The organism is Flavobacterium sp. HSC-32F16, from assembly GCF_024171645.1.
GTDB lineage: Bacteria > Bacteroidota > Bacteroidia > Flavobacteriales > Flavobacteriaceae > Flavobacterium.
Genome location: NZ_JALKAC010000001.1, coordinates 984,425 through 1,009,079 on the forward strand (window position 1 = coordinate 984,425; position 24,655 = coordinate 1,009,079).

General features: G+C 38.8%; 14 protein-coding genes. 10 read left to right on the forward strand and 4 right to left on the reverse strand.

Annotated elements, in window-relative coordinates:
• Positions 1-352 precede the first annotated feature (352 nt).
• From L1276_RS04365 to L1276_RS25340, 3 genes are all read left to right on the forward strand, one after another.
• Positions 353-3,388 (forward strand): SusC/RagA family TonB-linked outer membrane protein, encoded by a 3,036-nt coding sequence (locus tag L1276_RS04365; protein WP_253785815.1) that lies wholly within the window; start codon positions 353-355, stop codon positions 3,386-3,388.
• 18 nt (positions 3,389-3,406) lie between these two features.
• Positions 3,407-4,801 carry a RagB/SusD family nutrient uptake outer membrane protein gene (locus L1276_RS04370; RefSeq protein ID WP_253785816.1) on the forward strand — a complete coding sequence of 465 codons (1,395 nt, stop codon included), beginning with the start codon at positions 3,407-3,409 and terminating at the stop codon, positions 4,799-4,801.
• Positions 4,802-5,036: 235 nt separating this feature from the next.
• Positions 5,037-7,430, forward strand: coding sequence for a prolyl oligopeptidase family serine peptidase (locus L1276_RS25340; RefSeq protein ID WP_253785817.1), 2,394 nt, complete (start codon positions 5,037-5,039; stop codon positions 7,428-7,430).
• A 58-nt stretch (positions 7,431-7,488) separates the two neighbouring features.
• Here L1276_RS25340 and L1276_RS04380 read toward each other — a convergent pair whose 3' ends face one another.
• From L1276_RS04380 to L1276_RS04395, 4 genes are all read right to left on the reverse strand, one after another.
• The gene (locus L1276_RS04380; RefSeq protein WP_229987589.1) at positions 7,489-7,755 is read right to left on the reverse strand and encodes a DUF6520 family protein; all 267 of its coding nucleotides are present in this window, start codon (positions 7,753-7,755) and stop codon (positions 7,489-7,491) included.
• Positions 7,756-7,846: 91 nt separating this feature from the next.
• Positions 7,847-9,334: a MauE/DoxX family redox-associated membrane protein gene (locus L1276_RS04385; protein WP_253785818.1), complete on the reverse strand. Its 1,488-nt coding sequence runs from the start codon at positions 9,332-9,334 to the stop codon at positions 7,847-7,849.
• 80 nt (positions 9,335-9,414) lie between these two features.
• Positions 9,415-10,359, reverse strand: coding sequence for a helix-turn-helix domain-containing protein (locus L1276_RS04390; protein WP_253785819.1), 945 nt, complete (start codon positions 10,357-10,359; stop codon positions 9,415-9,417).
• A 44-nt stretch (positions 10,360-10,403) separates the two neighbouring features.
• Positions 10,404-10,787, reverse strand: coding sequence for a hypothetical protein (locus tag L1276_RS04395; RefSeq protein WP_253785820.1), 384 nt, complete (start codon positions 10,785-10,787; stop codon positions 10,404-10,406).
• 250 nt (positions 10,788-11,037) lie between these two features.
• On the opposite strand from L1276_RS04395, the gene L1276_RS04400 reads away from it, so the two are divergent.
• From L1276_RS04400 to L1276_RS04430, 7 genes are all read left to right on the forward strand, one after another.
• Positions 11,038-13,461: a bifunctional aminotransferase class I/II-fold pyridoxal phosphate-dependent enzyme/GNAT family N-acetyltransferase gene (locus tag L1276_RS04400; RefSeq protein ID WP_253785821.1), complete on the forward strand. Its 2,424-nt coding sequence runs from the start codon at positions 11,038-11,040 to the stop codon at positions 13,459-13,461.
• Positions 13,462-13,564: 103 nt separating this feature from the next.
• Positions 13,565-14,413 (forward strand): RteC domain-containing protein, encoded by an 849-nt coding sequence (locus L1276_RS04405; RefSeq protein ID WP_371924147.1) that lies wholly within the window; start codon positions 13,565-13,567, stop codon positions 14,411-14,413.
• A 254-nt stretch (positions 14,414-14,667) separates the two neighbouring features.
• On the forward strand, positions 14,668-14,976 hold the full coding sequence (locus tag L1276_RS04410; RefSeq protein WP_253785823.1) for a helix-turn-helix domain-containing protein: 309 nt from the start codon (positions 14,668-14,670) through the stop codon (positions 14,974-14,976).
• Between the two features lie 81 nt (positions 14,977-15,057).
• Positions 15,058-16,512, forward strand: coding sequence for a DUF3945 domain-containing protein (locus L1276_RS04415; RefSeq protein ID WP_253785824.1), 1,455 nt, complete (start codon positions 15,058-15,060; stop codon positions 16,510-16,512).
• Between the two features lie 5 nt (positions 16,513-16,517).
• Positions 16,518-18,608, forward strand: coding sequence for a type IA DNA topoisomerase (locus L1276_RS04420; RefSeq protein ID WP_253785825.1), 2,091 nt, complete (start codon positions 16,518-16,520; stop codon positions 18,606-18,608).
• 231 nt (positions 18,609-18,839) lie between these two features.
• The gene (locus L1276_RS04425) at positions 18,840-19,277 is read left to right on the forward strand and encodes a DUF1896 domain-containing protein (RefSeq protein ID WP_253785826.1); all 438 of its coding nucleotides are present in this window, start codon (positions 18,840-18,842) and stop codon (positions 19,275-19,277) included.
• Positions 19,264-24,636, forward strand: coding sequence for an N-6 DNA methylase (locus L1276_RS04430; RefSeq protein WP_253785827.1), 5,373 nt, complete (start codon positions 19,264-19,266; stop codon positions 24,634-24,636). Before L1276_RS04425 ends, L1276_RS04430 begins: the two co-directional genes overlap by 14 nt.
• The last annotated feature ends 19 nt before the right edge of the window (positions 24,637-24,655 follow it).

Below are 24,655 nucleotides of genomic sequence, written 5' to 3' on the forward strand. Positions count from 1 at the left end.
CCTTAAGTCGACATAAGCTGAGTTCCACGCCTTTTTTTCTAAACTCTAGGCACTACTCCGCTTCCATTCTCAGCAAATGCTCATCTTTCTAAGTCTCGTAATTATTAACAATTTTTGAATTAGTTAGTTGAGAAACACACTGCCCAAACCTAGCTGCAATATGGAGAAGCAGTGTGGCTTCTCAATCAGTAAACTTTTAAACTTAAATGCCAATGAAATAAATTAACGAGTATATAAATTGAAGATTTAATATTCTTTCTATAATATAAAAAATGACCCTCTACTGTAGCGACTAACTGACGTAGAGGACCGTAGCTAATCAAATCATATTTAACTAACCAATCCCGAAATTATGAATAATTTTTCATTTTCCAAGGGTGGAACAGATATCTATTGCCTAATTTTTCTAGGTTTTCTTATATCTTTTTCGCCACTGTCTGCCAAAAATAACTCTCGGCAAGGCAAATTATCGCCACAACAACATAAGGTTCAAGGCACTGTCAACGATGGTACTAATCCCTTACCTGGCGTAACCATTTCTATTAAAAATAAAAAAAACAATGCAGTAATTTCCGATTACAGCGGTCAGTTCTCACTCTCTTGCTCTCCATATGACACTCTGGTAGTATCATATATAGGTTTTAAAACTTCTCTAATTCCCATTCAGGGACGTTCAGTTGTGAATATTATACTATCAACTGATACAAAAACATTGCAGGAAGTAATAGTGAATGCGGGTTATTACTCTGTAAAAGACAAGGAACGAACCGGAAGCATTGCCAGAATCACATCCAAGGAAATAGGAACACAGCCTATAACGAATATTGTGGGAACCATGCAGGGTCGGATGGCCGGTGTAAATGTAGTTCAGGAAAGCGGTATTGCAGGCGGCGGCTTTCAAATTAATATCCGGGGACTTAATAGTCTTAGGACCGGTGCAAATTCACCATTTTACCTCATCGATGGCGTTCCATACTCCAGTGATCCTATCAGCGACCGACAGACTTCTACTTCAATTCCCGGTGACGGCAATCCTTTGGCCAGCATTAACCCGAATGATATTGAGAGCATTGAAGTGCTTAAAGATGCTGATGCAACTGCAATCTACGGTTCAAGAGGTGCGAACGGAGTAGTTTTGATAACCACAAAAAAAGGAAAAACAGGAAAAACCACTTTCAACATTGACACTAACCATTCATTTGGTAAAGTAACAAAAATGATGACAACGATGAACACTGACCAATATCTTAATATGCGCAGGGAGGCATTTGCTAATGACGGAATTACAACATACCCTGCTAATGCCTATGATGTGAACGGAACATGGGATCAGAACCGCTACACCGATTGGCAAAAAGAGCTTATTGGCGGGACGGCTGAAACATTTTTCATCCAAGCCACCGCAAGTGGTGGCACTGAACAATCACGATACCTCTTTAGCGGGAATTACAGAACCGAAAGCAGTGTTTATCCCGGCGATTTTTTATATAAAAAAGGCGGTGGCCGATTTAGTTTTAATCATAAGTCAGTAGACAATCGCTTCATTTTTAATTTTTCAGCAAGTTATATTGCACAAGACAATGATCTTCCGTGGATAGATTTTGTAACCTTATCACGTCAGCTTGCACCGAATGCTCCAAATTTATACGACCAATATGGAAACTTGAACTGGGAAAACAATACTTGGGAGAATCCCCTAGCAAATCTACAAAGCAAAAGTTTAGCAAACACAACGGATTTGATCGCGAATTCTGTCATTTCTTATAAAATAATTGACAACCTTTTAATTAAGTCCAATTTTGGATTTACAGACTTAAAAAATATTGACAGTCGCTCACTTCCTTCCACAATGTATAATCCATCATTTAATCTTACCAGTCAGCAATCATCAATTTATCAAAATCAGTTTAATAGAAACTCCTGGATTGTTGAACCGCAGCTAAACTGGAATAAAACTTTTGGACGCTCTTCATTAGACATTCTTGCAGGTGCAACATATCAAAATCAAAAAAGCGAGAAATTAGCATTTCTCTCCAGCGGATTTTCAAGTAACAGTCTGCTTTATAACACTTCATCAGCATCTCAGACCGTTATTCTGAATAACGATGAAATCATCTATAAATATCAAGCCTTTTTTGGGCGTTTAAACTACACCTATGACAGCAAATATATAATTAATCTGACTGCCAGAAGGGACGGTTCAAGCCGATTTGGTCCTGATAAACAGTTTTCAACTTTTGGAGCAGCAGGGCTTGCCTGGATATTTACAAATGAAGAATTTGCAAAAAATAAACTTAATTTTTTAAGTTTTGGAAAATTGCGCACAAGCTATGGAACAACTGGAAGTGACCAGATTGGAGACTATCAATTTCTAGACACCTACGCAAGTTCCAACTTAAATTACGGAGGCGTCATTGGCCTGCTTCCTGCCCGTTTATACAACCCTGATTTTAGCTGGGAAACAAATAAAAAGTGGGAAGGTTCCTTGGAACTGGGTTTTCTAGGCGACAGGATTTTTCTAACAACCTCCTACTATAAAAACCGGTCTTCTAACCAACTGGTTGGCTTACCTCTTCCCGGAACTACCGGATTTGCTTCAATTCAGCAGAACCTCAATGCAGAAGTGGAAAATTATGGACTGGAAGTAACCTTACGTCTAAATCCTTTTAAAACCAAAAATTTCACATGGACGGCTGACTTCAATATAACTAAAGCAGGTAATAAACTTCTCTCATTTCCCGGTTTAGAAAACTCAAGTTATAGAAGTCAATTTCTAGTGGGCCAGCCAACTACAATTCGAAAATTATTTAACTTCAAATCCGTTGATCCCCAAACAGGTCTTTATCAATTTGAAGATGTAAACGGTGATGGAATCATTTCCTATGAATATGATCGCGAAACAGTTAGGGATTTCAATCCTGAATTTTACGGAGGATTGAACAATCAACTTACTTTTAAAGGACTGCAGCTGGACTTTCTTTTTCAATTTGTGAAACAAGAGAACTTTAATTTTGCTAATGCCCAGCGCTCGGCAGGACATTTCGCCAATAAACCAACTGAATACGTTGACAGCTGGAGTCAGCCCGGAGATATAGCGCCCTATCAGAGATATGCAACAAACACAAATCAATCAGCCTCACAACGTAGTGAATTCTTCAGTTTAAGTACGGGGGCTGTAAGTGATGCTTCATTTATAAGGCTTAAAAACGTCTCGCTATCCTACAATTTCCCTAAAGAGTTAACACCTAATATGGGCTGCCGTCTATCATTTCAGGCACAAAATCTTTTTACAATAACTTCTTATAAGGGAGCGGATCCTGAATTTACAATAGGGGGTACATTACCGCCTCTGCGGATTTATTCTCTTGGAATGCAGTTTACATTTTAATATCAAAAGCAGTTACTTATGAAAAAATATTTTTTTAAGAAAGTTTACTATATAAAGCTAATAATCTGTGGATTATTAACCATTAGTTATAGTTGTGACAATTTTGTCGAAATAGAACAGCCTAATTCACAATTGATCACTGAGTCCGTCTATAGGGATGCTGCCACGGCAAACGCTGCTATGACTGATATTTATGCGCAGATGCGAGAACAGGGTTTAATTACTGGAAAAATTAATGGCCTTTCCTGTCTTTTGGGAACTTATGCAGACGAGCTCATTTCATTTGAAGATGGAATTTATACAACAGCACCTTTTTATTCCAATACATTATCCCCATCAATGACATACATATCAAATATATGGAACAGGACATACAGCCAGATATATGCAGTAAATGCAGTAATAGAAGGAGTTGAAAATTCAACTGCACTATCACAAGATGTAAAAAAACAATTAAATGGAGAAGCTTTATTTCTCCGCGGCTTTCTACACTTCCATCTTGTTAATCTATATGGTGATGTGCCTTACATTACTACAACAGACTATAATAAAAATAAAAATGCAGTGAGAATAAACAGCACCCAAGTAAATCAAAAAGTAATTAATGACTTGAAAGATGCAGCGAGTTTGCTTGGAAAAACATACAGCCAATCGGACAGAATCCGTCCAAATCGTTCAGCAGTTCATTCAGTACTGGCAAGAGTTTATTTGTATAATAATAATTACGAAGAAGCTCAAACAATGGCGTCGGCTGTTTTAAATGAAAAATCGTTGTATAGTATTGGTACTAATCTCAATACTGTATTTTTAAAAGACAGCCCGGCCACAATATGGCAGTTATCAGCCGGCCCAAATGGTGCCAATACCTATCAAGGTGCTACCTTTATTTTTCAGGCGGGTCCGCCTTCCAGGGTTTCGCTTACTGAAAGTTTAATTAGTCAGTTTGAAACAAATGATTTAAGAAAAACTTCATGGATAAAAACCGTTACAAATGGAAACAACACATGGTACCATCCTTTTAAATACAAACAAAACAACAATACAGCTGTCACTCAGGAAAATTCTATAGTACTGAGACTTGAAGAACAATACTTAATCCGGGCTGAAGCCCGAGCCATGCAAGGAGAGCTGAACGGCGCAGTTGAAGATTTAAATGTAATCCGCAATCGTGCCGGATTATCAGGAACTACCGCAGTTTCTCATAATGATATACTGAAAGCGATAGAACATGAAAGAAGAGTTGAATTATTCAGCGAATTCGGGCATCGTTTTTTTGATCTAAAAAGATGGAATCAGTTAGAGAATGTTTTAGGTACAAAAACTGGATGGAACACAACAGATTCACTTTGGCCACTTCCCTTGTCCGAAATGAACTCAAATCCATTTTTAACTCCTCAAAATCCTGGATATTAATATGAGTCTATTTTTCAATACACAAAAGATTTTTTGCTGCATTTACAACTTTAGAGTTTTAAATCTTATTTTATTACTATTCGCTTATACCTTAAGCGGTCAGGTAAAATTAAAAAAGAATATAACAGTTTCTGATTACAGTAAGTGGGGCACTTTGATGAATCAATCACTTTCAAAAAAAGGAGACTGGGCTTCTTACTGCATGAAGTATGACGACGCCCCAGACACACTTTTCGTGAAAAGCGTCGAAAATAAAATCAGCTTTCAATTCCCTAATGCAAATGAAGGTATGTTTATTAATGAAAAGCTTTTCATTTTTTTAGACAAAACAAGATCACTGCACTTACTTGATTTAGAAAAAGGAACACTTATAAAACTAGATAGTATCCAAAAATATTCTGTCTCAGCAGATAATCGATATCTAATAACATTAGAACAAAACAAAAAGGAAAACTTGTTGTTGATAAGAAATTTTGAAGGCAAAATTCTAGAGATGATTGTAGGGGTTAAGGAATACAAAATGAATAATTTTGGTAATGCTTTGGTTGGCTTTATTGATAACCAAGAGATTAAAAGTATTTTATTAATTAAACTTGGCGCAGTAATTTCAAAATTTAAAATTTTGGAAGGAAGCCAGGAAATTTATTCCAATTTAACGTGGAGCGAAAGCAGCGGCTCACTTGCATTTTTGGCTCAAAACAGTAAACAAAACCAAAACAAGTTATTTCATTATTTGGTTAAGCAAAATAAACTTTCCGAATTTATTCCTCAGAGTACAGAGGACTTCCCTGAGGGATTTCAAGTAAGCGCAATACCTAATACTTTAACCATCTCCCCAGACGACAGCCGTTTGATATTCAATATTTCTAAAACGCTCAAATCTGAAATTCTCGATCCGGTCCAAATTTGGAACACGAATGATGCAGTTGTCTATTCAGAAAAAGTGCATTCAGGAGAATTAGACAATACGCTTATTACAGTTTCATGGCAGCCTCAAAACGCAATATTTCTAAAAATAACAGACAAGGACAGACCTTACTGTACCCTGAACAGTTCAAAAGATTTTGCCTTGGTCTTTGGCTTTAATAAGGGCAAACCACAATACGACGAAAATCGAAAAGTAGACTACTATGTTACAGATCTTAGAACAGGCTATCAGCATCTACTTCTTGAAGATCATCAGATGGGCCTGCACAACACCAGTATGTCGTCCAGAGGCACATACATTGCTTACTTAAGCAATAATGAATGGTGGGTCTATGATTTTAAGACAAAAGTTAAAATAAAACTTGCCAATACAGACAACAGAAATTTTGAAAACATAGAATATGCTCAGGGAAAAAAATCATATGGCATAGGTGGCTGGAGCTCAGATGAGAAATATATACTGCTGTATGACCGTTTTGATATTTGGAAAGCTTCTATAGACGGAAAAAAAACTTCAAAAATAACCAGAGGTAGCGAAAAAAAAATAAAATTCAGAATAGTACCTGATGACAAGAAAGTTTTTTTTCCTAATTCAGGGAATATTGGCCAGGAACTAGACTTAGACAAACCAATTACACTATCCGCTACAGGTGAAAATAAAACTGGTTTTTTTCTACTTTCTCCCAGAGGAGAGCTCAAAGAGATTAGCTATGGTAAATCTTTACATTCCAAAATATCAAAATCCATTAATGCTGATAAATTTATATACATAACTCAGTCCTATGACTCTCCTCCAAGTCTCGTTTATCTAAACCCTAACACACAGGAAAAAAAACTGGTCTTCCAAAGTAATATGCATCATTTTAATTATAATTGGGGCAGACAGGAATTCATAAAGTACAAAAATTCAGCAAATGAGGAGTTGAATGGAACTTTGTATTATCCTTTTAATTATGACGCTACAAGTAATTATCCAATGCTTGTATTCGTATATGAAGAGCTCAGCTATAGGAATCTATATTATACCAATCCTTCCCGATATAATTTGACAGGATTTAATCTCTCGTCCCTCACAGCAGCAGGCTATTTTGTTTTAATGCCTGACATTAAATATAAAATCGGTGACACTGGTTTCTCCGCTGTCGATTGTGTACTGGCTGCGACTAAAAAAGTAATAGAATCAGGAATAATAGATAAAGAAAGGATAGCATTGATGGGACAATCCTTCGGTGGTTATGAGACTAATTTTATCGTTACTCAAACTAATCTCTTTAAGACAGCTATTTCAGGAGTGTCAATTTTTGATTTGGAAAGGATGTATTTATCAATAAGTGAAAGTGCAGGAAAACCTGAATTATGGAGATTTGAATCACAGCAGTGGAGAATGGGTACTTCCTTATTTGAAGGAAGAGAAAATTATGAACGAAATTCTCCATCAACTTATGTGGAAAGTATAAAAACTCCAATGTTAATTTGGTCTGGAGCTGAAGACAGACAGGTAAATCCTGATCAAAGTGTTGCATTATATCTCGCGTTAAGAAGATTGGAGAAAAAAGGCATTTTACTTATGTATCCAACAGAATCACACTCTTTAATGCTTAAAAAAAGCCAGATTGATTTATATAATCGTCTTAATGATTGGCTGGCTTTTTATTTAAAAAATGAGCCTCCAAAAGATTGGATTAAGAAAGGATTACAATAAAAAAAGCAGACAATAAAAAATTATTGTCTGCTTGATTTCTCAGCCTTAATCGATGATATTAAGGCTGATGCGTAAGCAATTCAGTACAATCGGAAGCAGGTGTTGGTTTTCCATACATTTGATTATTGGATGCATCAACACAAAAAGCTTCGCTTATATTATTACACTCACGTACAGGCTCACAGTTAGAAGGTGCGATTCTTTTCCATCCCTGAACATCTGTAGTCTTGATAGCACTCACTGAGTTGCTGGTGCTCACTGCTCCTGCAGAAGCCAGTACAAAAGCAGCCACTGGCAGAAGTAATTTAATTGATAAAACTTTCATGATTTCTAAAATTTAATATGAAATAAAATTGATCTACTCTATTCTACAGGTTTTCGATCTCACCCCTGTTGCCGGCCCGACATATAACATTTTAAAATTTGATCTTATTTTTAAGCGGATCACTGAACTTGTATGAAACCATTCTGCTTCCTGTAATAATATAGATATGTGAATCTGTGGCTATCATATCATCTATTTTTTCTCCATCCACCTTGTAGATATAAAAACTCATTAAATAAGATTTATTGAGTACATCATAAACATCAATTACATTGGCATTTTGCCACATTTTTTTTCCCTCAAATCGCCCTGGTAGCATAGAATTGACAAATAGTAAATTACGATGAAGCGTGCTAAAGCGGTTAACCAATAATGGAGGGTTTGAAAATGTACGTTGGTTTTTAGATTTTATATATTCAATTTTCAGTGAAGCTTTACTAATGGTGTCAATTGTGTTACCTCTGTGCAATAGTTTAAGTTTGTCATCAGTCACTATATATTCGTTTCTATAATAATATAGATATACAAATTTCTCTGTCTCTTTACTGTACTGCAAAATACCATCTGTATCAAAGAGACCATCAGACTGTTTTTGGAGGAGTTCATAGGAAGGCTGTAACTTAGAACTCGATATATCCAATAGCGAAAGTAAATTTTCCCTTTTATTGTTCAGATTCCGAATTATAAATGTGGTAGAATCTATAATGGAAGCTTTTGTAAATCCGGGTATCCTTGCTGTCTGCAATTCAGCTTTTAACTTATCGAGTCTTCCTCTAAAAATACACGGAACTTTACCATCATATACAAAAAAATATGGAGGTATCACTTTTAGCTTTATGTTCAGAAATCTAAAAAGAGTATCTGTAATTTGAAAATGATAAGTCCGCATTTCACCAAAATCTGTACGAACTTCAGTTATAACTGCAGGCGCCGTATGGTTTCCTAGATAGACTTTATCTCCGTTCTGGCCTGCAAAATAATAAGTATTAGCTTTTAGATTTTGAGCCGCTTCACGCGTAGCAGGAAATGGTGGAAATATTCGGGTAAAATTATTCTGTTTATGTGCTAATTCATCTGATCGTATATAAAGTCCAACCATTAGAATAATACAAGAAACAATAGAGACTGTAATTCTTTTATAGAGACGTAATGCATCTGTTTCCAAACAATTTAATGCAATGAAGGCAAGAACGGAGAAAAAAATATTGAAATAAAAATGCTGGTCCCAGTTCATTTTTTCCAAAATTCCTCCACAGGAACAAGGGATATAGGAACTGTAATTTAAGATTAAATAAATATAAATTGAGAATATAACCATTAGTCCGAACCCCGCATATAAACCTACTTTTCTGAATTTAGGCACTGCTAAAAGTACAGCTATAACTATTTCTGCCACAGGTACAAGAAATTCCAGATAAGCTGCAAATGAACTTATTAAAGGTGACTGCCCGAGCTGAACATGAAAATTCTCAAAATCCAACAGCTTGCTAACAGCCGCATATACAAAAAGAAGTATATAAAGGATACAGATAACTTCTACTGTATATTTTTTAAATCCCGTATTAATATTAAGTTTCATAAATAGTCCTTTTGAATTCAACAATGTAAAATTCTGAATTTCAAAACCATAACACTTATACTATCGGGAGCAAAAATTAACTATGAAGGATTAAAGTGATCCAATGGAAAAAAACTACCGGCTTTGCCTCTACCGAGTTCTTTAGGAGAAAATCCAAACTGCTTCTTGAATGATTTAGAAAAATTAGGATAGCTGTTAAAACCGTTCATAAAGGCAATATTCTTTAGGGGAATATCGGTCTGCCCTATCATAAGATAAGCCCTTTTGAGGCGCTGCTCGGTATAAAACTTGTGGACACTTGTATGGAAAAAATGCCTGAATCCGTCTTTAAGTTTAAAATCATTTGTACCGAACTGTCTTGCCAGTTCCTTAATCGATGGTAATGGTTCGGTCAGATTTGCTAATATATAATCATAAACCCGCTGCAGCAGGCGCGCATCAGTTTGTCCGAAATTAGAATACTTGTCTGATTTTAAATGTAAAGATTCCAAAGCAGGTTCCTTAACCTGAAGAAAGGGAGCCACAAAATTAAGAACGGTAAATTTACCATCCGACAATCTCGATACGGAACACTCGGCAGTTACAATTAGCTTTTTGAATGTTATAAAATTAAGTGTAATGATATCACCTGATAAAAGGATTTCTTCCTGACCTTTTATCTCAAGTTCAGACATACTGCTGAAATCATCGTTTAAGAAATCCTGTATCGGACGTCTGAGCACGTCTGCTGCATTATATCCCAAAATTTCCAAGGCACCCTGATTTACATTCTTTATATAATGGTTTTTATCTAAAATAAAAGTTGCAGGTGTTACCATCCTGTGGGTAATATAGGGATTTACAAAACCGGAATGAAAGGCAGACTCTTTAAGTTCTTCAGCGACCATGTTAACCAGAACTACCAGGGTTTCAATTTCATCATCATAGGTGCTCAAGGGGATTTGGTTATTGAAATTGCCCCGTGCCATCTCAAATAACATCTTCTGCATGGATATCAATCGCTTGCGGTTGTGGGGTCTTTTCATCAGTCCTGATTTTATATGTCTAGTTTTTTCTGCCTGCTTTATTATTAAAGAAAGCTTTTAAGATAATCTAATGCTTCCTGCTCAATAGTAAAAATTCTTGTAGGCACAGAGGGCTTGCTTATTTCCACATAAAAAGTGCTCATAGTGATAGAAACATTTTCACTGCCGATCAGAGCGACTGCTTTTGCAAGCAGTGAACCGGATTTGGCGAGATAGTCTCTGGCTGCCTTGTCAATTGAGGCTATGCCTCTTATATCACAAAATACAGGAAGAGGTCTTTCATTCTGCAATGCAATTCTGTCAGCTACGACACGCATTGCTACTTCTAAATCAATAGTCGTATTGGGCTTGTATTGGAAAAAAAGAATTCCGTTTTCAATCCAAAACCTCGCGTTTTGATTCTCATAAGATTCATGTGCTGCATTCATGTCTTATCAGTTTTAAATAAGGGATTGTAATTTAACAAAAATATAAAGATTAAGAAACATTATAATTGCCAAATATGGATTATTTCTTGCAAAAACATCAAATTCGTTGCTAAATCGGGAATTAAACTTGTCATAATGGGAGTAAAATATTATAAAATAAAAATATTTCCATTTTTTATAAAGAATTTTAGACAACTGTTTTAAGACAGTTAGGTATAAAAAACGCATAACCCTTAAATTCTTATATAAAATGGCAAAAATAAAGCACAACAATTTTATTGATACAGTTGATACTGTTTTTTCAAATGCAAAAGAAAAAGGCATACTGCACCTATACGCAGAAGATGAATATCTCAATGGCCGAACCATAAAAATTAACGGAAGCGAAATGCTCCATTTCGGAACTACAGGATATCTTGGACTGGAACAGGACAAAAGGCTGAAAGAGGCCGCAATAAATGCCATACGTAATTATGGGACGCAGTTCCCACTTTCTAAAACATATCTCTCGCATCCTTTATATGCTGAACTCGAAAGCAAGATTGAGCAGATGTACAGTATACCGCCAATCATCACTAAGAACAGTACACTTGGACATATCGCAATTATCCCCACCTTGATAAGAGATGAAGATGCGGTAATTATGGACCATCAAGCGCATTGGAGTGTACAGAATGCCAGTCAGATTCTTAAACTTAGGGGGATACCAGTGGAGATGATACGCCATAACAACCTCGAAATGCTTGAAGACAAAATTCGCACGCTGATGGGCAAATCTGGCAAAATCTGGTACATGGCAGATGGTGTTTATTCTATGTACGGCGATTATGCACCAGTACAGGAACTGTTGAACCTTGCCCGAAAGTATCCGCAGCTTCACCTCTATTTTGATGATGTCCATGGAATGAGCTGGAAAGGAAAAAATGGTACTGGTTTCATCTTTGATGCTATTGGAACGTTGGAAGAAAATATTGTGGTTGTCAGCACACTTAGCAAAACATTTGGTGCCAGCGGTGCTACATTTTTCTGCAGTGATCGTAAATTACGTGAAAAGATTAAAACTTTTGGCGGTCCTCTGACATTCTCAGCTCAGCTAGAACCGGCATCAGTTGCTGCTGCAATCGCATCCTGCGACATCCATCTCTCTGCGGAAATCTATGAGCACCAGACTGAACTTAACAAAAAAACGGCACATTTCAGCACTATTCTTTCAAAAAGCAGCCTGCCTCTAGTCTCTGAAAACGATTCTCCAGTTTTCTTTCTTGGAATGGGCACACCAGCAACCGCATATAATTTTACCAAGCGCCTCTTTTCAGAGGGCTTTTACCTCAATCTTGGCATATATCCCGCTGTGCCCATAAAAAATACTGGAATTCGTATCACGATATCTGCACATAATAAAATCGAAGATATAACAGATCTTGCCCGTGCAATGGATCACCACTTCCACAAAGCAGTAGAAGAAACTGGAAGCAGTGAGGAAAAGATACGGCAGGCTTTTACAATGTACATCAAAATGAAGCTGCCTGCTCAAAAACAGCAAACAGAATTGAAGATTGAAGAGACAACAACAATAGCGAAAATCGACAAGCAGGAATGGAACAAGTATCTGGGCACTCACAATATCCTGAATTGGGAAGGAATGCAGTATCTTGAGCAGACTTTCGCAAACGCTCAGGATCCAGGCAATAAGTGGGATTTCTTCTATTATATCATCCGTGACCAGAACATGCAGGTGGTTTTAATGACTTTCTGTACATTCGGGATATGGAAAGATGATATGCTGGCTACAGAATCAGTATCAAGGCACCTTGAAGAAACTCGAAAAACAGACCCCATGTATATGACTTCGAAAGTTCTAAGTACTGGCTCACTGTTCACTGAGGGACTGCACTGCTATATTGACCAGGATCATCCTATGTCAGAGCAATCAATGAAAATACTGTTGAACAAGCTGGAGGAATCATACAATACACTATCGGCCGATATGCTGGTTCTGCGTGATTTTGAGTCCGGATTCCGATGGGATGAAATGATCAGAAACCAAGGCTATTTCAGGATTGATATGCCGGAATCATGCGCTATTGCACATAATCATCTGCTTGAATTCGAGAATTATGGCTCCTTGCTATCGACCCGTTCCAGCCAGCATTTCAATAGAGAGATACTGAAGTATGAAAAATTCTATGATGTCCAAATAAAAGATTGCCTGAACGAGGCAGAACTAAACAGGGCGTACAGTTTATACTGCAATGTAAAGGAGCGCAACCTTGCCGTTAATACTTTTACTTACAGTAAGGATGTATTTGCAAACATGAACAGCTGTCCAAACTGGGAGTTCATAATTCTGAGGCTAAAAGATGCATCAGAACGGGATTTCATCGGGATAATGTTCTGCTACAAAAACTCAGATAAAGTATATGTGCCGGAACTTATCGGCATGGATTATATTGCCGGCGACGGCTTTAATCTATACAGACAGCTTTTGTACCAAACTATCAAAAGAGCAAGAGAGCTTCAAATTGAACGAATAGATTTCGGTATATCGGCAAGTTTTGAGAAGAAAAAATTGGGAGCTTCTATAATACCGAAGATCGCTTACGTACAAGCCCGGGATAACTACGCTATGGAACTAATGCAGACACTGCAGAATGAAACCAATACCGCACGCTGATATAATACATTTTAATTTCCAACGAAAAGTAACGTCATAGTGTATCTGGGCCGCAATGCCCATGCTTTTCCTTGTTCAAATAAATCTAAATTCTGTTGCCATGATAAGATCTACATGTGAGAACGCACTTCAGGTTATTCGAAAAGCAGAACAGGAATTCAGCTTAGAACCTGAACATATAATTGAAAAATCATACCACATGACTACCGTACTTCGAAACCTGCTTTCTACGGTTAAAAAAAATGTTTTAGAAAAAGGATTCTCTGATGAAAATGAGGAGATCAATTTTTTTAAAACCGTAAAGCCCCAAATACTGGGGAAACTCATATTCTACAACAAAGTTTTCCGAATTGAGGCATCTTGTCCAGTTTTAAGCGGCAAGATGCATCATAAATATTTCTCTAATGAACTTAATGCTCTTAAACAGGAATATAAAGAACACTTTTATAATACTGACTTCTATCGCTACTATCGTACAGGAAGAACGGAATGGGATCATCATTTTTTCTGTCTTGGTAAAATTGACCTTCATGAAGGAGTTAATAGTTTTGTTTTTGAAATAGACACTCAATTTTCTACCTACTACGATTACAAAGTTTCGCGCATAATTGCCAATGAGCTGCTTTACAGCTACCTGCTTGCCAAAATCGAACCAAATAAGCAGGAAACCAACCTATTTTCAGAAGGAAATGGAAGTTCCAGAGATTTTTTCTGGACAGATTCTAAAAACGCTCTGATAGAACTAATTTATGCACTGCATGCTTCAGGCAGCATTTCACATGGAAAGGCAGGAATCCGAAAAATAAGCACTGTTTTCCAGCTGCTTTTCAGGATACAGCTCGGTGATGTACATCATGCCTTCCACAGGATGAAGGACAGGACTGACAGCAAAAGTATTTTTCTTGACCAGCTTAAATCGTCCCTTACACATCACATGGAAAAGGAAATCTAAGTTGTAAAATTGCATCTTATTACCAATATAATAAACTTGGCAGTTAAGTGCCAAATTAGCTAAATTCTAAAAACATTAGCTGTAAGCACAATAAAATCAGTCTATTTAACTCCCTTTCAAAGTGTTAAGATTATCATAAATCGGAATTTTACATTGGTACACATTGGCAGTCAAATATTCCCACGTTTTTCAACTTTGCATTACTATTCTGCCTAAAGCAGTAATAATTATTACTAATGCAAAACAATTAGATCATGAACATAGACAGAATCGAATTTATTTCATGGATGGAACGAATAATAGAACGTTTCGATCTTATGACTGATCATATCAATGAACTTGAAAAAAAACGTGGAACTGTTGATGGAGAGGAACTTTTAGATAATCAGGATATATTACAAATGCTGAAGATAAGCTCAAGGTCCCTGCAGCGTTACCGGTCATCGGGCAAGCTTCCTTATTATACAATCAGCGGCAAAATATATTATAAGCTATCAGATGTACACCAATTCATAAGAGAAAGTTTTACCGCCCGAATGCCCAAAACATGTGCCAGCCAGTGAAAAACGATGACAAAAAATGCCAGTTATTTCTTCATAGTGAAGGCACTTTTACTTTCGGATTGAATTTAAAAATTTTAAACTATGAGCGAACAAATTTTAGAAAAAACGCAGTCCCCCGAACAACTATCGGAGATATTATTGGTGCTGGATAAAGAGAAAATGAAAATTATGGCTGTAAAAGGCATTGACGAAAATGGAAAACTGGAAACTGTTGAACCTACAAAAAAAAACCAGAACCAGTTCATGCGGGTGGATAAACAAGGGGATTTATTTTCCAACTTCTTTTCCAATTTTTTCAGTCAGATGAAGAACCCTACCAATTTTTCCTTCTTCAAAATCCCCGCACCATTGACTGTTAATCTTGCAAAAGAAATGCAAAAGCAGGTTGATCACCCAACCCCTGGAGGTGACAAGTTAATGAAGCAGCACGAAGTGAAGACAGAACAAGAAAAGAATCATAAACAAGAAAACACAAATAATATGGAAACAACGCAGACAACACCGGAGACAAATGAATATAAATACAAACCGGAACAGATTGATTGGGAAACTATGAACAACTTGGGATTAAGTAAAGAGAAACTTGAAAAATTGAACCTGCTTGATCCGCTACTAAAAGGTTACAAAACAAATGAGCTTGTACCTGTAAGCCTAAACCTGGGAACCGCCGTTACAAGAATGGATGCCCGATTATCCCTGCAATCGAATGACGACGGACAGGTAGTAGTTGCCATCCACGGAATCCGCAAAGAGCCTAACCTCAACTTTGAGTTTTTCGGGCATAGCTTTAGCCAGGCAGACAAGAACAACCTGCTCGAAACAGGTAATATGGGGCGTGTGGTAAATCTAGTCAATTCAAAAAATCCAAACGAGAACATTCCCTCCATTATTAGTGTGGACAGGCTTACCAATGAACTGGTGGCATTCCGTACTGAGTTTATAAAAATTCCTGACGAGCTCAAAGGTGTGAAACTTAATGATGAGCAGAAGCAAACCTTAATGGAGGGCAAGCCACTTTATGTAGAAGGAATGATTTCCAAAAAAGGAACTCCGTTCGATGCAACCGTACAATTCAATGCCGACAAACGTTTTGTAGAGTTCCAGTTCGACAGGACGGGCTCCAACAAACAGACGCAGGAAAATCAGCAAAACCAATCGCAAGAAGTTCCGAAAATCTTCAGAGGCAAGGAACTGGATAAAGAGCAGCATCAAAAGTTCAAAGATGGGCAGACTGTTTATGTAAGCGGATTGGTCGATAAGAACGGAAAGGAATATAATGGTTATATCACTTTCAACAATCAAACCAGTAAAACCGATTTCTCTTTTCAAAATCCGGACAAGATTAAGGAACAGGCCAAACCTACTGAAGCACATAAAACGCAGACCTCTGTCAATTCAGAAGGCAAAACCAATGAGGCAACCAAGAATATCAAAGAGCCTTTGGAATCTGGTCAAACAAATCCCAACAATAGAAAGCAACAGGAACAACAGGAAGCACCCGACGCACCTGCCAAATCGAAAGGACGTAAAATGTAAGAGGTATGAAAACAATAATTGCAGAAAAACCAAGCGTAGCAAGAGAAATAGCCGGCTTGCTCGGAGCATCCGAGAAAAAGGAAGGCTACCTCAAAGGTAACGGCTATTTCGTCACCTGGGCACTGGGCCATCTAATAGGATTGGGAATGCCCGAAGATTACGGGATCACTGGATTTGACAAAGCATCATTGCCGATACTCCCAGACCCTTTTTTGCTGACTGTTCGAAAGGTCAAAAAAGATAAAGGCTATACTGCCGATACAGGTGCTTTAAAACAACTGAAAATCATTGAACACCTCTTTAACAGCAGCAATAGCATTATCGTAGCCACCGATGCAGGACGTGAGGGCGAACTCATTTTCAGGTACATTTACGGATACCTGAAATGCAGCAAACCCTTTGAAAGGCTTTGGATAAGCTCGCTTACCGAAAAAGCCATTAAACAAGGTTTTGATAATCTCAAAGATGGAAAAAAATTTGACGGATTATATCAGGCAGCGCAAGTCAGGAGCCGCGCCGACTGGCTCGTGGGCATCAACGCGACACAGGCACTCTCCATTGCAGCAGGCAATGGAGTTTATTCACTCGGAAGAGTGCAGACACCTGCACTCGCTTTAATTTGCAAACGTTATTTGGAAAACAGGAGTTTCCCGGTAAAGAATTTTTGGCAGATACAGTTGTCACATAACAAAGAGCTGATAGATTTTAAAAGTATCACAAAAATCAAATGGCAAGACCGAAAACTTGCCGGTGATGCGCTGAAAACCATTCAGCGAAGTGAAACGGCAATAGTTACATCGGCAGAAATCAAAAGCGTTACAGAGCAGCCGCCTTTATTGTTCGACCTTACTGGCTTGCAGAAAGAAGCCAACAAAAAATTGAATCTTTCTGCCGAAGAAACACTCAACATTTCTCAAAGCCTTTACGAACAAAAGTTTATCACATACCCTCGTACGGGAAGCAAATACATTCCTGAAGATATATGGGCAGAAATTCCCAGCCTGGTAAGAGCTTTACAAAGCAAGAAAAACATTAAACAAGCCATATCTCAAGTGAAATGGGGTCGTTTCAATAAACGTATCGTGAACGATTTGCGTGTTACTGACCATCATGGATTATTAATTACTGATAAAATCCCTTCAGCGCTGAATGCGAAGGAAAATGCGGTTTATGATATGATTGCCTTTCGATTACTCGAAGCCATTTCCGAGGCCTGTATCAAGGAGATAACCGATGTCGGTATACAGGTATTGCATTATGATTTTACCGCAAAAGGCTGTAAGATTATAGAAGCAGGCTGGCGTTCCATTAAAGGCAGTTTCTATGATGATGATGATGATACAGAACCAGTACAAGATTTGCCCCAGCTGAAAAAAGGGGACGATCTCAAAATAAAAGGAGCTTCCGTTGTGGAAAAGAAAACCAAACCGCCTGTGCTTTATACCGAAGCAGGACTTTTGTCGGCTATGGAAAGTGCCGGAAAGGAAATCGAAAATGAAGACGAACGGAAAGCCCTGCAAAATATAGGTATTGGCACTCCCGCTACAAGGGCAGCAATTATCGAAACATTATTTACACGCAACTATATCCAAAGGGAAAAGAAATCCTTGATACCAACAGAAAAGGGATTACAGGTATATGAATTGGTCAAAGACCAAAAAATAGCAGATGTGGCAATGACCGCCCAGTGGGAACTCGCATTTCAGAAAATCGAAAACAACGAATCAGATGCCGGAACATTTCAAAAGGAAATGGAAAATTACGCTTCATCTATTACCAATGAATTGTTGCAAACTTCCAATGCCAAAAACAACCTGCCAAAAATCATTTGCCCGAAATGTAAATGCCAACAACTTAATATACGTGACAAAATTGTGAAGTGTACTGATGAAGATTGTAACTGGGTACAATTCCGCAATGTCTGCGGTGTGCAAATTGGCATAGATGCTATTGAAAGCCTTATCAGCAAGGGTAAGACTTCACTCATCAAAGGGATGAAAAGCAAGGCAGGAAAGAAGTTCGATGCGTACATCGTACTGAACAATAATGCCGAAACTTCCTTTGAGTTTGCCAAAAATAAAGACTATAAAAAGTAATGGAAAGTAAGCCTACCAGTAGCACAATAGAAATCATGGACCAGATTTATACCACTAGGTTAAAGAAAGCCATAATTTTAAACAGTCCTTAAAACCTCTATTTTCAGAGGTTTTTTTATTGTCCATCACGTCAAAGCCTGCCACACAAAGCCAAAGCACTCAACTTCAGCAAAGGCGCTTATCTACTGCTATAATTTTAGGGTTCATGCCAATTCTAAATAAAATTATAGTATGGACACAAAGCAAAAAGACCTATCGTATTTCAGATTAAGACTGCAGGAATTATTAAACGCCAGCTTCCCCGAAAAAGCAAGCGACCAAAAGTTTATTGAGCAGCGTTCCTCATGGGCAGCCAATGCTTACCAGGCCGCATTTAATTCGGGAAACACCATTGATCAATGCAGGGAAATAGCGAATTATATCCTATTTAAAAACCTGTATTTCTCCAGGTTTGACACTGTCTTTCAGGTGGTATGCAATGAGTTTGATACCATAATGTCTGACGAGGAACTGCGACCATTTGCCCTTAAAATGTTTCCTGTCTGCGAGGCTGTTTTCTCCAGCTATGAGCTAACCGATGACTTTGCATACAGTTATGAGTTTGACCTACTCTATACCGAAATAACGGGAACCATCTCAATATGGATACAGGAAAATGGGCTTCAGTAAAAAGCAGCATCTCCAACAGAATATTGATGCCCTGCGAATAGCTTTTAAACTGGAAAAGGAGAAAAGACAAGCCACCGCAGGCGAAAGACTGCTACTGATGCAATACAGCGGATTTGGCGGTCTTAAATTCGTGTTGAACCCCATAGCCAATGAAATTGATATCAATAATTGGAAAAAATCCGAAAATGACCTTTTTCCAAGCACCTGCGAACTCCACCAACTGCTCAAAGAAAATTCAGAAGACGAAAAGCAATACCGCAGGTATGTGGATAGTATGAAAAACTCCGTCCTGACGGCTTTTTATACACCGCCACAAGTTATAGATGCCATTTCCTCAACCTTGCGCGAAAGCGGTCTGAATATAGAGAAATTCCTCGACCCTTCTGCAGGCATTGGCTCATTTATACAATCCTTTTCAGAAAACCAAAAATCAGATGTTACTGCTTATGAAAAAGATCTGCTCACGGGAAAGATTTTAAAACAGCTCTATCCCGACAGTAATATTCGTATTTCCAGTTTTGAGGAAATTCCCGAAAAGGAACAAAACAGCTATGATCTAATTGCTAGTAACATTCCTTTTGGCGATACTTCCGTTTTCGACCTTTCCTATTCCCGAAGCAAGGACAGTGCAAAGGTACAGGCGGCCCGAAGCATTCACAACTACTTTTTCCTGAAAGGTGCTGATATGTTACGTGAGGGTGGTCTGCTTGTTTACATTACTTCGCAGGGCATTCTCAACAGCCCGAACAATGAGCCGATACGAAGGGCGCTCATGCAGGATAATAATCTGGTTTCAGCTGTTCGCTTGCCCAACAACCTGTTTACGGAATACGCCGGAACAGCAGTTGGAAGCGATTTGATTATCCTTCAAAAGAACAATGCAAAACAAAGTTTGACTGAAAGGGAAGATTTGTTTTGCCAAAGCAATAGAACGGAGTACAACACACCGGGCAATGCATTCTTTCAAGACAGTACAAGGATTGTACATACCCAGCGTAAGTTAGATACCGACGCCTATGGACAGCCTGCACTAATCTATACGCATAAAGACGGCCTTGAGGGAATTGCCAAAGACTTGAAAAAAATGCTTTCAGATGATTTTGGGAATTACCTGAATTTAGGTTTGTATAAAGGCGAACGCAGCGAAGAACCTACAAGAAAAATACCTACGGAAATAACCGTTGCACCTGCGATTGTCGAACCTGTGAACATTCAACAAAAACCTCTCTCGGTTCCAACTCCTGAAACCAATCGGGAAAGTCCGCAGGAATTAAAACAGTTAAGCATTTTTGACCTGTTTGAAAATATGGGCGAACCTGCGATTTTGACTGATCCCCCCAAAGGAACGCCCAAAGCTAAAAGACAAACCACTAAAAAGAATAGCCGTGCGATAGGTCGGCAAACCGACCTGTTCACTTCGATGCAGGAACCCTATACACCGGCACTTAAAAGTGCAAATACCTCAGCCGAAGATAAAAAACAGGAAGCTATCGACGACCTGTTTTCGACTGCCACAGGGAATAGTCATGCTGTTACGCCAGTTATTCCCCAACCTGCTCGGTATAGTGGCGAAATGCAATCGTTCCATCGCAACGACTGCCTTGCTGTAGATAATGGCTGGGTCGGTCACCTGCAAGATGTAGATGCATCAGGCGCTACAGCAGTTTTCCATCCTTTGCAGTTGCCGACCTTACAGAAAGCCAGAGCGGAAGCGTACATCAATATACGTGATGTTTACCAACAGCTCTACAATAAAGAGGCAACATTTCAGACTGAACAAAAAGAAGAGAGGGAAAATCTTAACCGATTATACGCTGCCTTTGTCAAAAGGTATGGTAGCCTTAATAGTGCTGATAATATCAAGCTCATTAAAACGGATAGCGCCGGCAAGGAAATCCCTTATTTGGAACGTGTCGTTGGCGGTGTGGTACACAAATCCGATATATTCACCCATCCTGTAAGTTTTTCAACCACAACCATTGCAACGGACAATCCTGAAGAAGCGCTGGCGGCTTCGCTGAACAAATACGGAAAGGTGGATTTGGACTATATGACCGAAATCAGCAGTATGACGGACGATGATTTGAAAAAAGCATTACACGGTCGTATTTACTACAATCCTCTGCAAAAAGAATATGAAATATCCGAACGCTGGATTGCAGGAAATGTAGTTGAGAAAGCCCAAGAAGTCAAAGCCTACCTCGAAAACAACCCTGAAGACAGCCAGGCCAAAGCAAGCCTTACCGTTTTGGAAGAAGCGCGACCAAGACGTATCGAATTTGAGGAACTTGATTTTAATTTAGGTGAACGCTGGATACCCACCGGCCTTTATGCCCGTTTTGCTTCACATCTTTTCGATGCAGATGTACATATCAATTACTCGGAAAGCTCGGATGACTTTTCGGTAAAGTGCGACCAGAAGAATATGCATATATGGGAAAAATATGCTGTCAAAGCAGAAAGTCGCACGTTTGATGGTATTGCCCTTCTCAAACACGCCCTTGTCAATACCACACCAGACATTACCAAAAAAATACTGGTTGGCGACCAGGAGGTCAAGGTACGGGATATGGAAGCCATACAAATGGCTAACACCAAGATCGATGAAATCCGCATTGCCTTTACCGACTGGCTTCACGCCCAAAACGATGAGTTTAAAAACAGGCTGACGGGCCAATACAACGACACTTTTAACTGTTTCGTCCGACCAAACTATGACGGAAGCCATCAGGATTTTCCGGGACTGGACCGCAAAGCATTGGGAATTGAAGACCTGTATTCGAGCCAAAAGGACACCGTTTGGATGATAAAGCTGAACAACGGTGCGATCTGCGACCACGAAGTAGGCGCAGGAAAGACGCTCGTAATTTGTACGGCTGCACAGGAAATGAAGCGTTTGGGGCTAGCCAACAAGCCTATGATTATCGGACTAAAAAGCAACGTTCACGAAATTGCCGAAGCTTACCGCACTGCCTATCCACATGCTAAAATCCTATTTCCGGGTAAAGAAGATTTTACACCCCAAAAGCGATTGGGAATTTTCGGGGATATTAAAAATAACAATTGGGATTGTGTAATCCTCACACACGACCAGTTCGGGATGATACCGCAATCTCCCGAAATACAAAAGGAAATACTCGAAATAGAATTGGACAGCGTAGAGCGTAACCTCGATGCTTTGCAATCGCAGGGCAAGGAAGTGACCAGAGGTATGCTTGCCGGAGTAATCAAGCGCAAGGAAAATCTCGAAGTCAAGCTCAAAACCCTGCAGCACGATATTGAAAACCGCAAGGATGATGTTGTGGACTTTAAGATGATGGGCATTGACCATTTGTTCGTGGATGAAAGCCATCAATTTAAAAACCTGATGTTCAATACAAGACATACAAGGGTTGCCGGATTGGGCAATGTGGACGGAAGCCAAAAAGCAATGAACCTTTTGTTTGCAATCCGTACTATTCAGGAACGCATCGATGCCGATATGGGGGCAACTTTTCTTTCGGGTACAACTATTAGTAATTCATTAACTGAGCTGTACTTGCTGTTCAAATACCTGCGACCACGAGCAATGGAAAAACAAGGCATTCACTCTTTTGATGCCTGGGCAGCAATTTATGCAAGAAAAACAATCGACTATGAATTTTCGGTAGCTAACAATATCGTGGCAAAAGAGCGCTTCCGATACTTTATCAAAGTACCGGAGCTTGCCCAATTCTATTCAGAAATTACGGATTACCGAACTGCAAAAGATATAGGTATTGACCGACCCAATAAGAACGAGATATTGTATAATATACCTCCTACTCCCGACCAGGAAGATTTTATCAAAAAGCTGATGGACTTTGCCAAAACAGGAAATGCCGAACTATTGGGCAGACCTCCGCTAAGTCAAAGTGAAGAAAAAGCAAAGATGCTCATCGCTACGGACTACGCCCGTAAGATGTCACTCGATATGCGTATGGTAAGCGGTAGGTATGAAGACCACCCTGATAACAAGGCTTCGCATTGTGCTGCTAATATTGCGAAATATTACAACCAATACAACGCACAGAAAGGAACGCAGTTCGTTTTCTCGGATCTGGGTACCTACAAGCCCAGCGAATGGAACGTGTATTCCGAAATCAAACGCAAGCTCGTGGAAGACCAAGGCATAAATGCACACGAAGTCCGGTTTATACAGGAAGCCAAGACCGATAAGCAGCGTAAGGAGCTTATTAAGGACATGAACGAGGGTAAAATACGTGTGCTGTTTGGTTCTACAAATATGCTCGGAACAGGTGTAAATGCACAAAAGAGAGCCGTAGCCATTCACCATTTGGATACGCCGTGGCGACCAAGTGATCTGGCACAGCGCGACGGACGGGCTGTGCGCAAGGGCAATGAAATTGCCAAATTCTTCGCCGATAATAAAGTGGATGTAATTATTTATGCAGTGGAAAAATCATTGGATAGCTACAAGTTTAACCTGTTGTACAATAAGCAACTTTTCATAGACCAGTTAAAAAACAACAATCTAGGCAAACGAACTATTGACGAAGGCAGTATGGATGAAAAATCGGGAATGAACTTCTCGGAATACGTAGCTATTCTCTCGGGCAATACCGATCTTTTGGATAAAGCCAAACTGGAAAAACAGATTGCCGGATTGGAAAGCGAAAAACAGGCGTTTAACCGTTCAAAGTTCAGTGCCAAATACAAGCTGCAGGATTATACGGAATTGCTTGAAAGTGCCCAATCCCGTTTTAACCGAATGAGCCTTGACTGGGATAATTTACAAGAGCGCAGACAAAAATCTTCGGACGGTACTATCGAAAATCCTTTGCTGTTGGATGGTTTACAGTCTAATGTTGATAGCAAACAAATCGGTGCAAAGCTAAACGAGATTGCAGAGAAAGCCCGTACCGGAGGTCAATATGAAGATATAGGTACGTTGTATGGATTTACGCTTTTGGTAAAAACAGAAATGTCCGAAAAAGAGGGTGTAGATAGACGGATAAACCGATTTTTGATACAAGGTGAGGGAAATATTAAATATACCTACAACAACGGTTTAATAGCTAAAGATGAAAAGCTGGCAGCTATGAACTTCCTTAACGCGCTGGAGAAATTACCAGATTATATCGAACAGGAAAAAAAGAAAATTACTGAAATACAAAAAGACCTTCCTGTTCTTCAGGAAGTGATAAACGGTATGTGGTCTAAGGAAAGTCGTTTGAGTGAATTTAAAACGGAACTTGCTTCAGTTGAGAGGAAGATAAAATTATCTATTACTCCAGAAAATAAAGAACCTAAAGAAAAAATTGAAAACAATGGAGTTCAGCTTAATGAAAAATCTCATTTAGGCTTGAAGCCCCATTGATAATAACCCTCAACTTAGA

Coding starts and splice junctions, on each gene's coding strand:
- L1276_RS04365 (WP_253785815.1), top strand. CDS start 353: ATGAATAATTTTTCATTTTCCAAGGGTGGAACAGATATCTATTGCCTA.
- L1276_RS04370 (WP_253785816.1), top strand. CDS start 3,407: ATGAAAAAATATTTTTTTAAGAAAGTTTACTATATAAAGCTAATAATC.
- L1276_RS04380 (WP_229987589.1), bottom strand. CDS start 7,755: ATGAAAGTTTTATCAATTAAATTACTTCTGCCAGTGGCTGCTTTTGTA.
- L1276_RS04385 (WP_253785818.1), bottom strand. CDS start 9,334: ATGAAACTTAATATTAATACGGGATTTAAAAAATATACAGTAGAAGTT.
- L1276_RS04390 (WP_253785819.1), bottom strand. CDS start 10,359: ATGAAAAGACCCCACAACCGCAAGCGATTGATATCCATGCAGAAGATG.
- L1276_RS04395 (WP_253785820.1), bottom strand. CDS start 10,787: ATGAATGCAGCACATGAATCTTATGAGAATCAAAACGCGAGGTTTTGG.
- L1276_RS04400 (WP_253785821.1), top strand. CDS start 11,038: ATGGCAAAAATAAAGCACAACAATTTTATTGATACAGTTGATACTGTT.
- L1276_RS04410 (WP_253785823.1), top strand. CDS start 14,668: ATGAACATAGACAGAATCGAATTTATTTCATGGATGGAACGAATAATA.
- L1276_RS04415 (WP_253785824.1), top strand. CDS start 15,058: ATGAGCGAACAAATTTTAGAAAAAACGCAGTCCCCCGAACAACTATCG.
- L1276_RS04420 (WP_253785825.1), top strand. CDS start 16,518: ATGAAAACAATAATTGCAGAAAAACCAAGCGTAGCAAGAGAAATAGCC.
- L1276_RS04425 (WP_253785826.1), top strand. CDS start 18,840: ATGGACACAAAGCAAAAAGACCTATCGTATTTCAGATTAAGACTGCAG.
- L1276_RS04430 (WP_253785827.1), top strand. CDS start 19,264: ATGGGCTTCAGTAAAAAGCAGCATCTCCAACAGAATATTGATGCCCTG.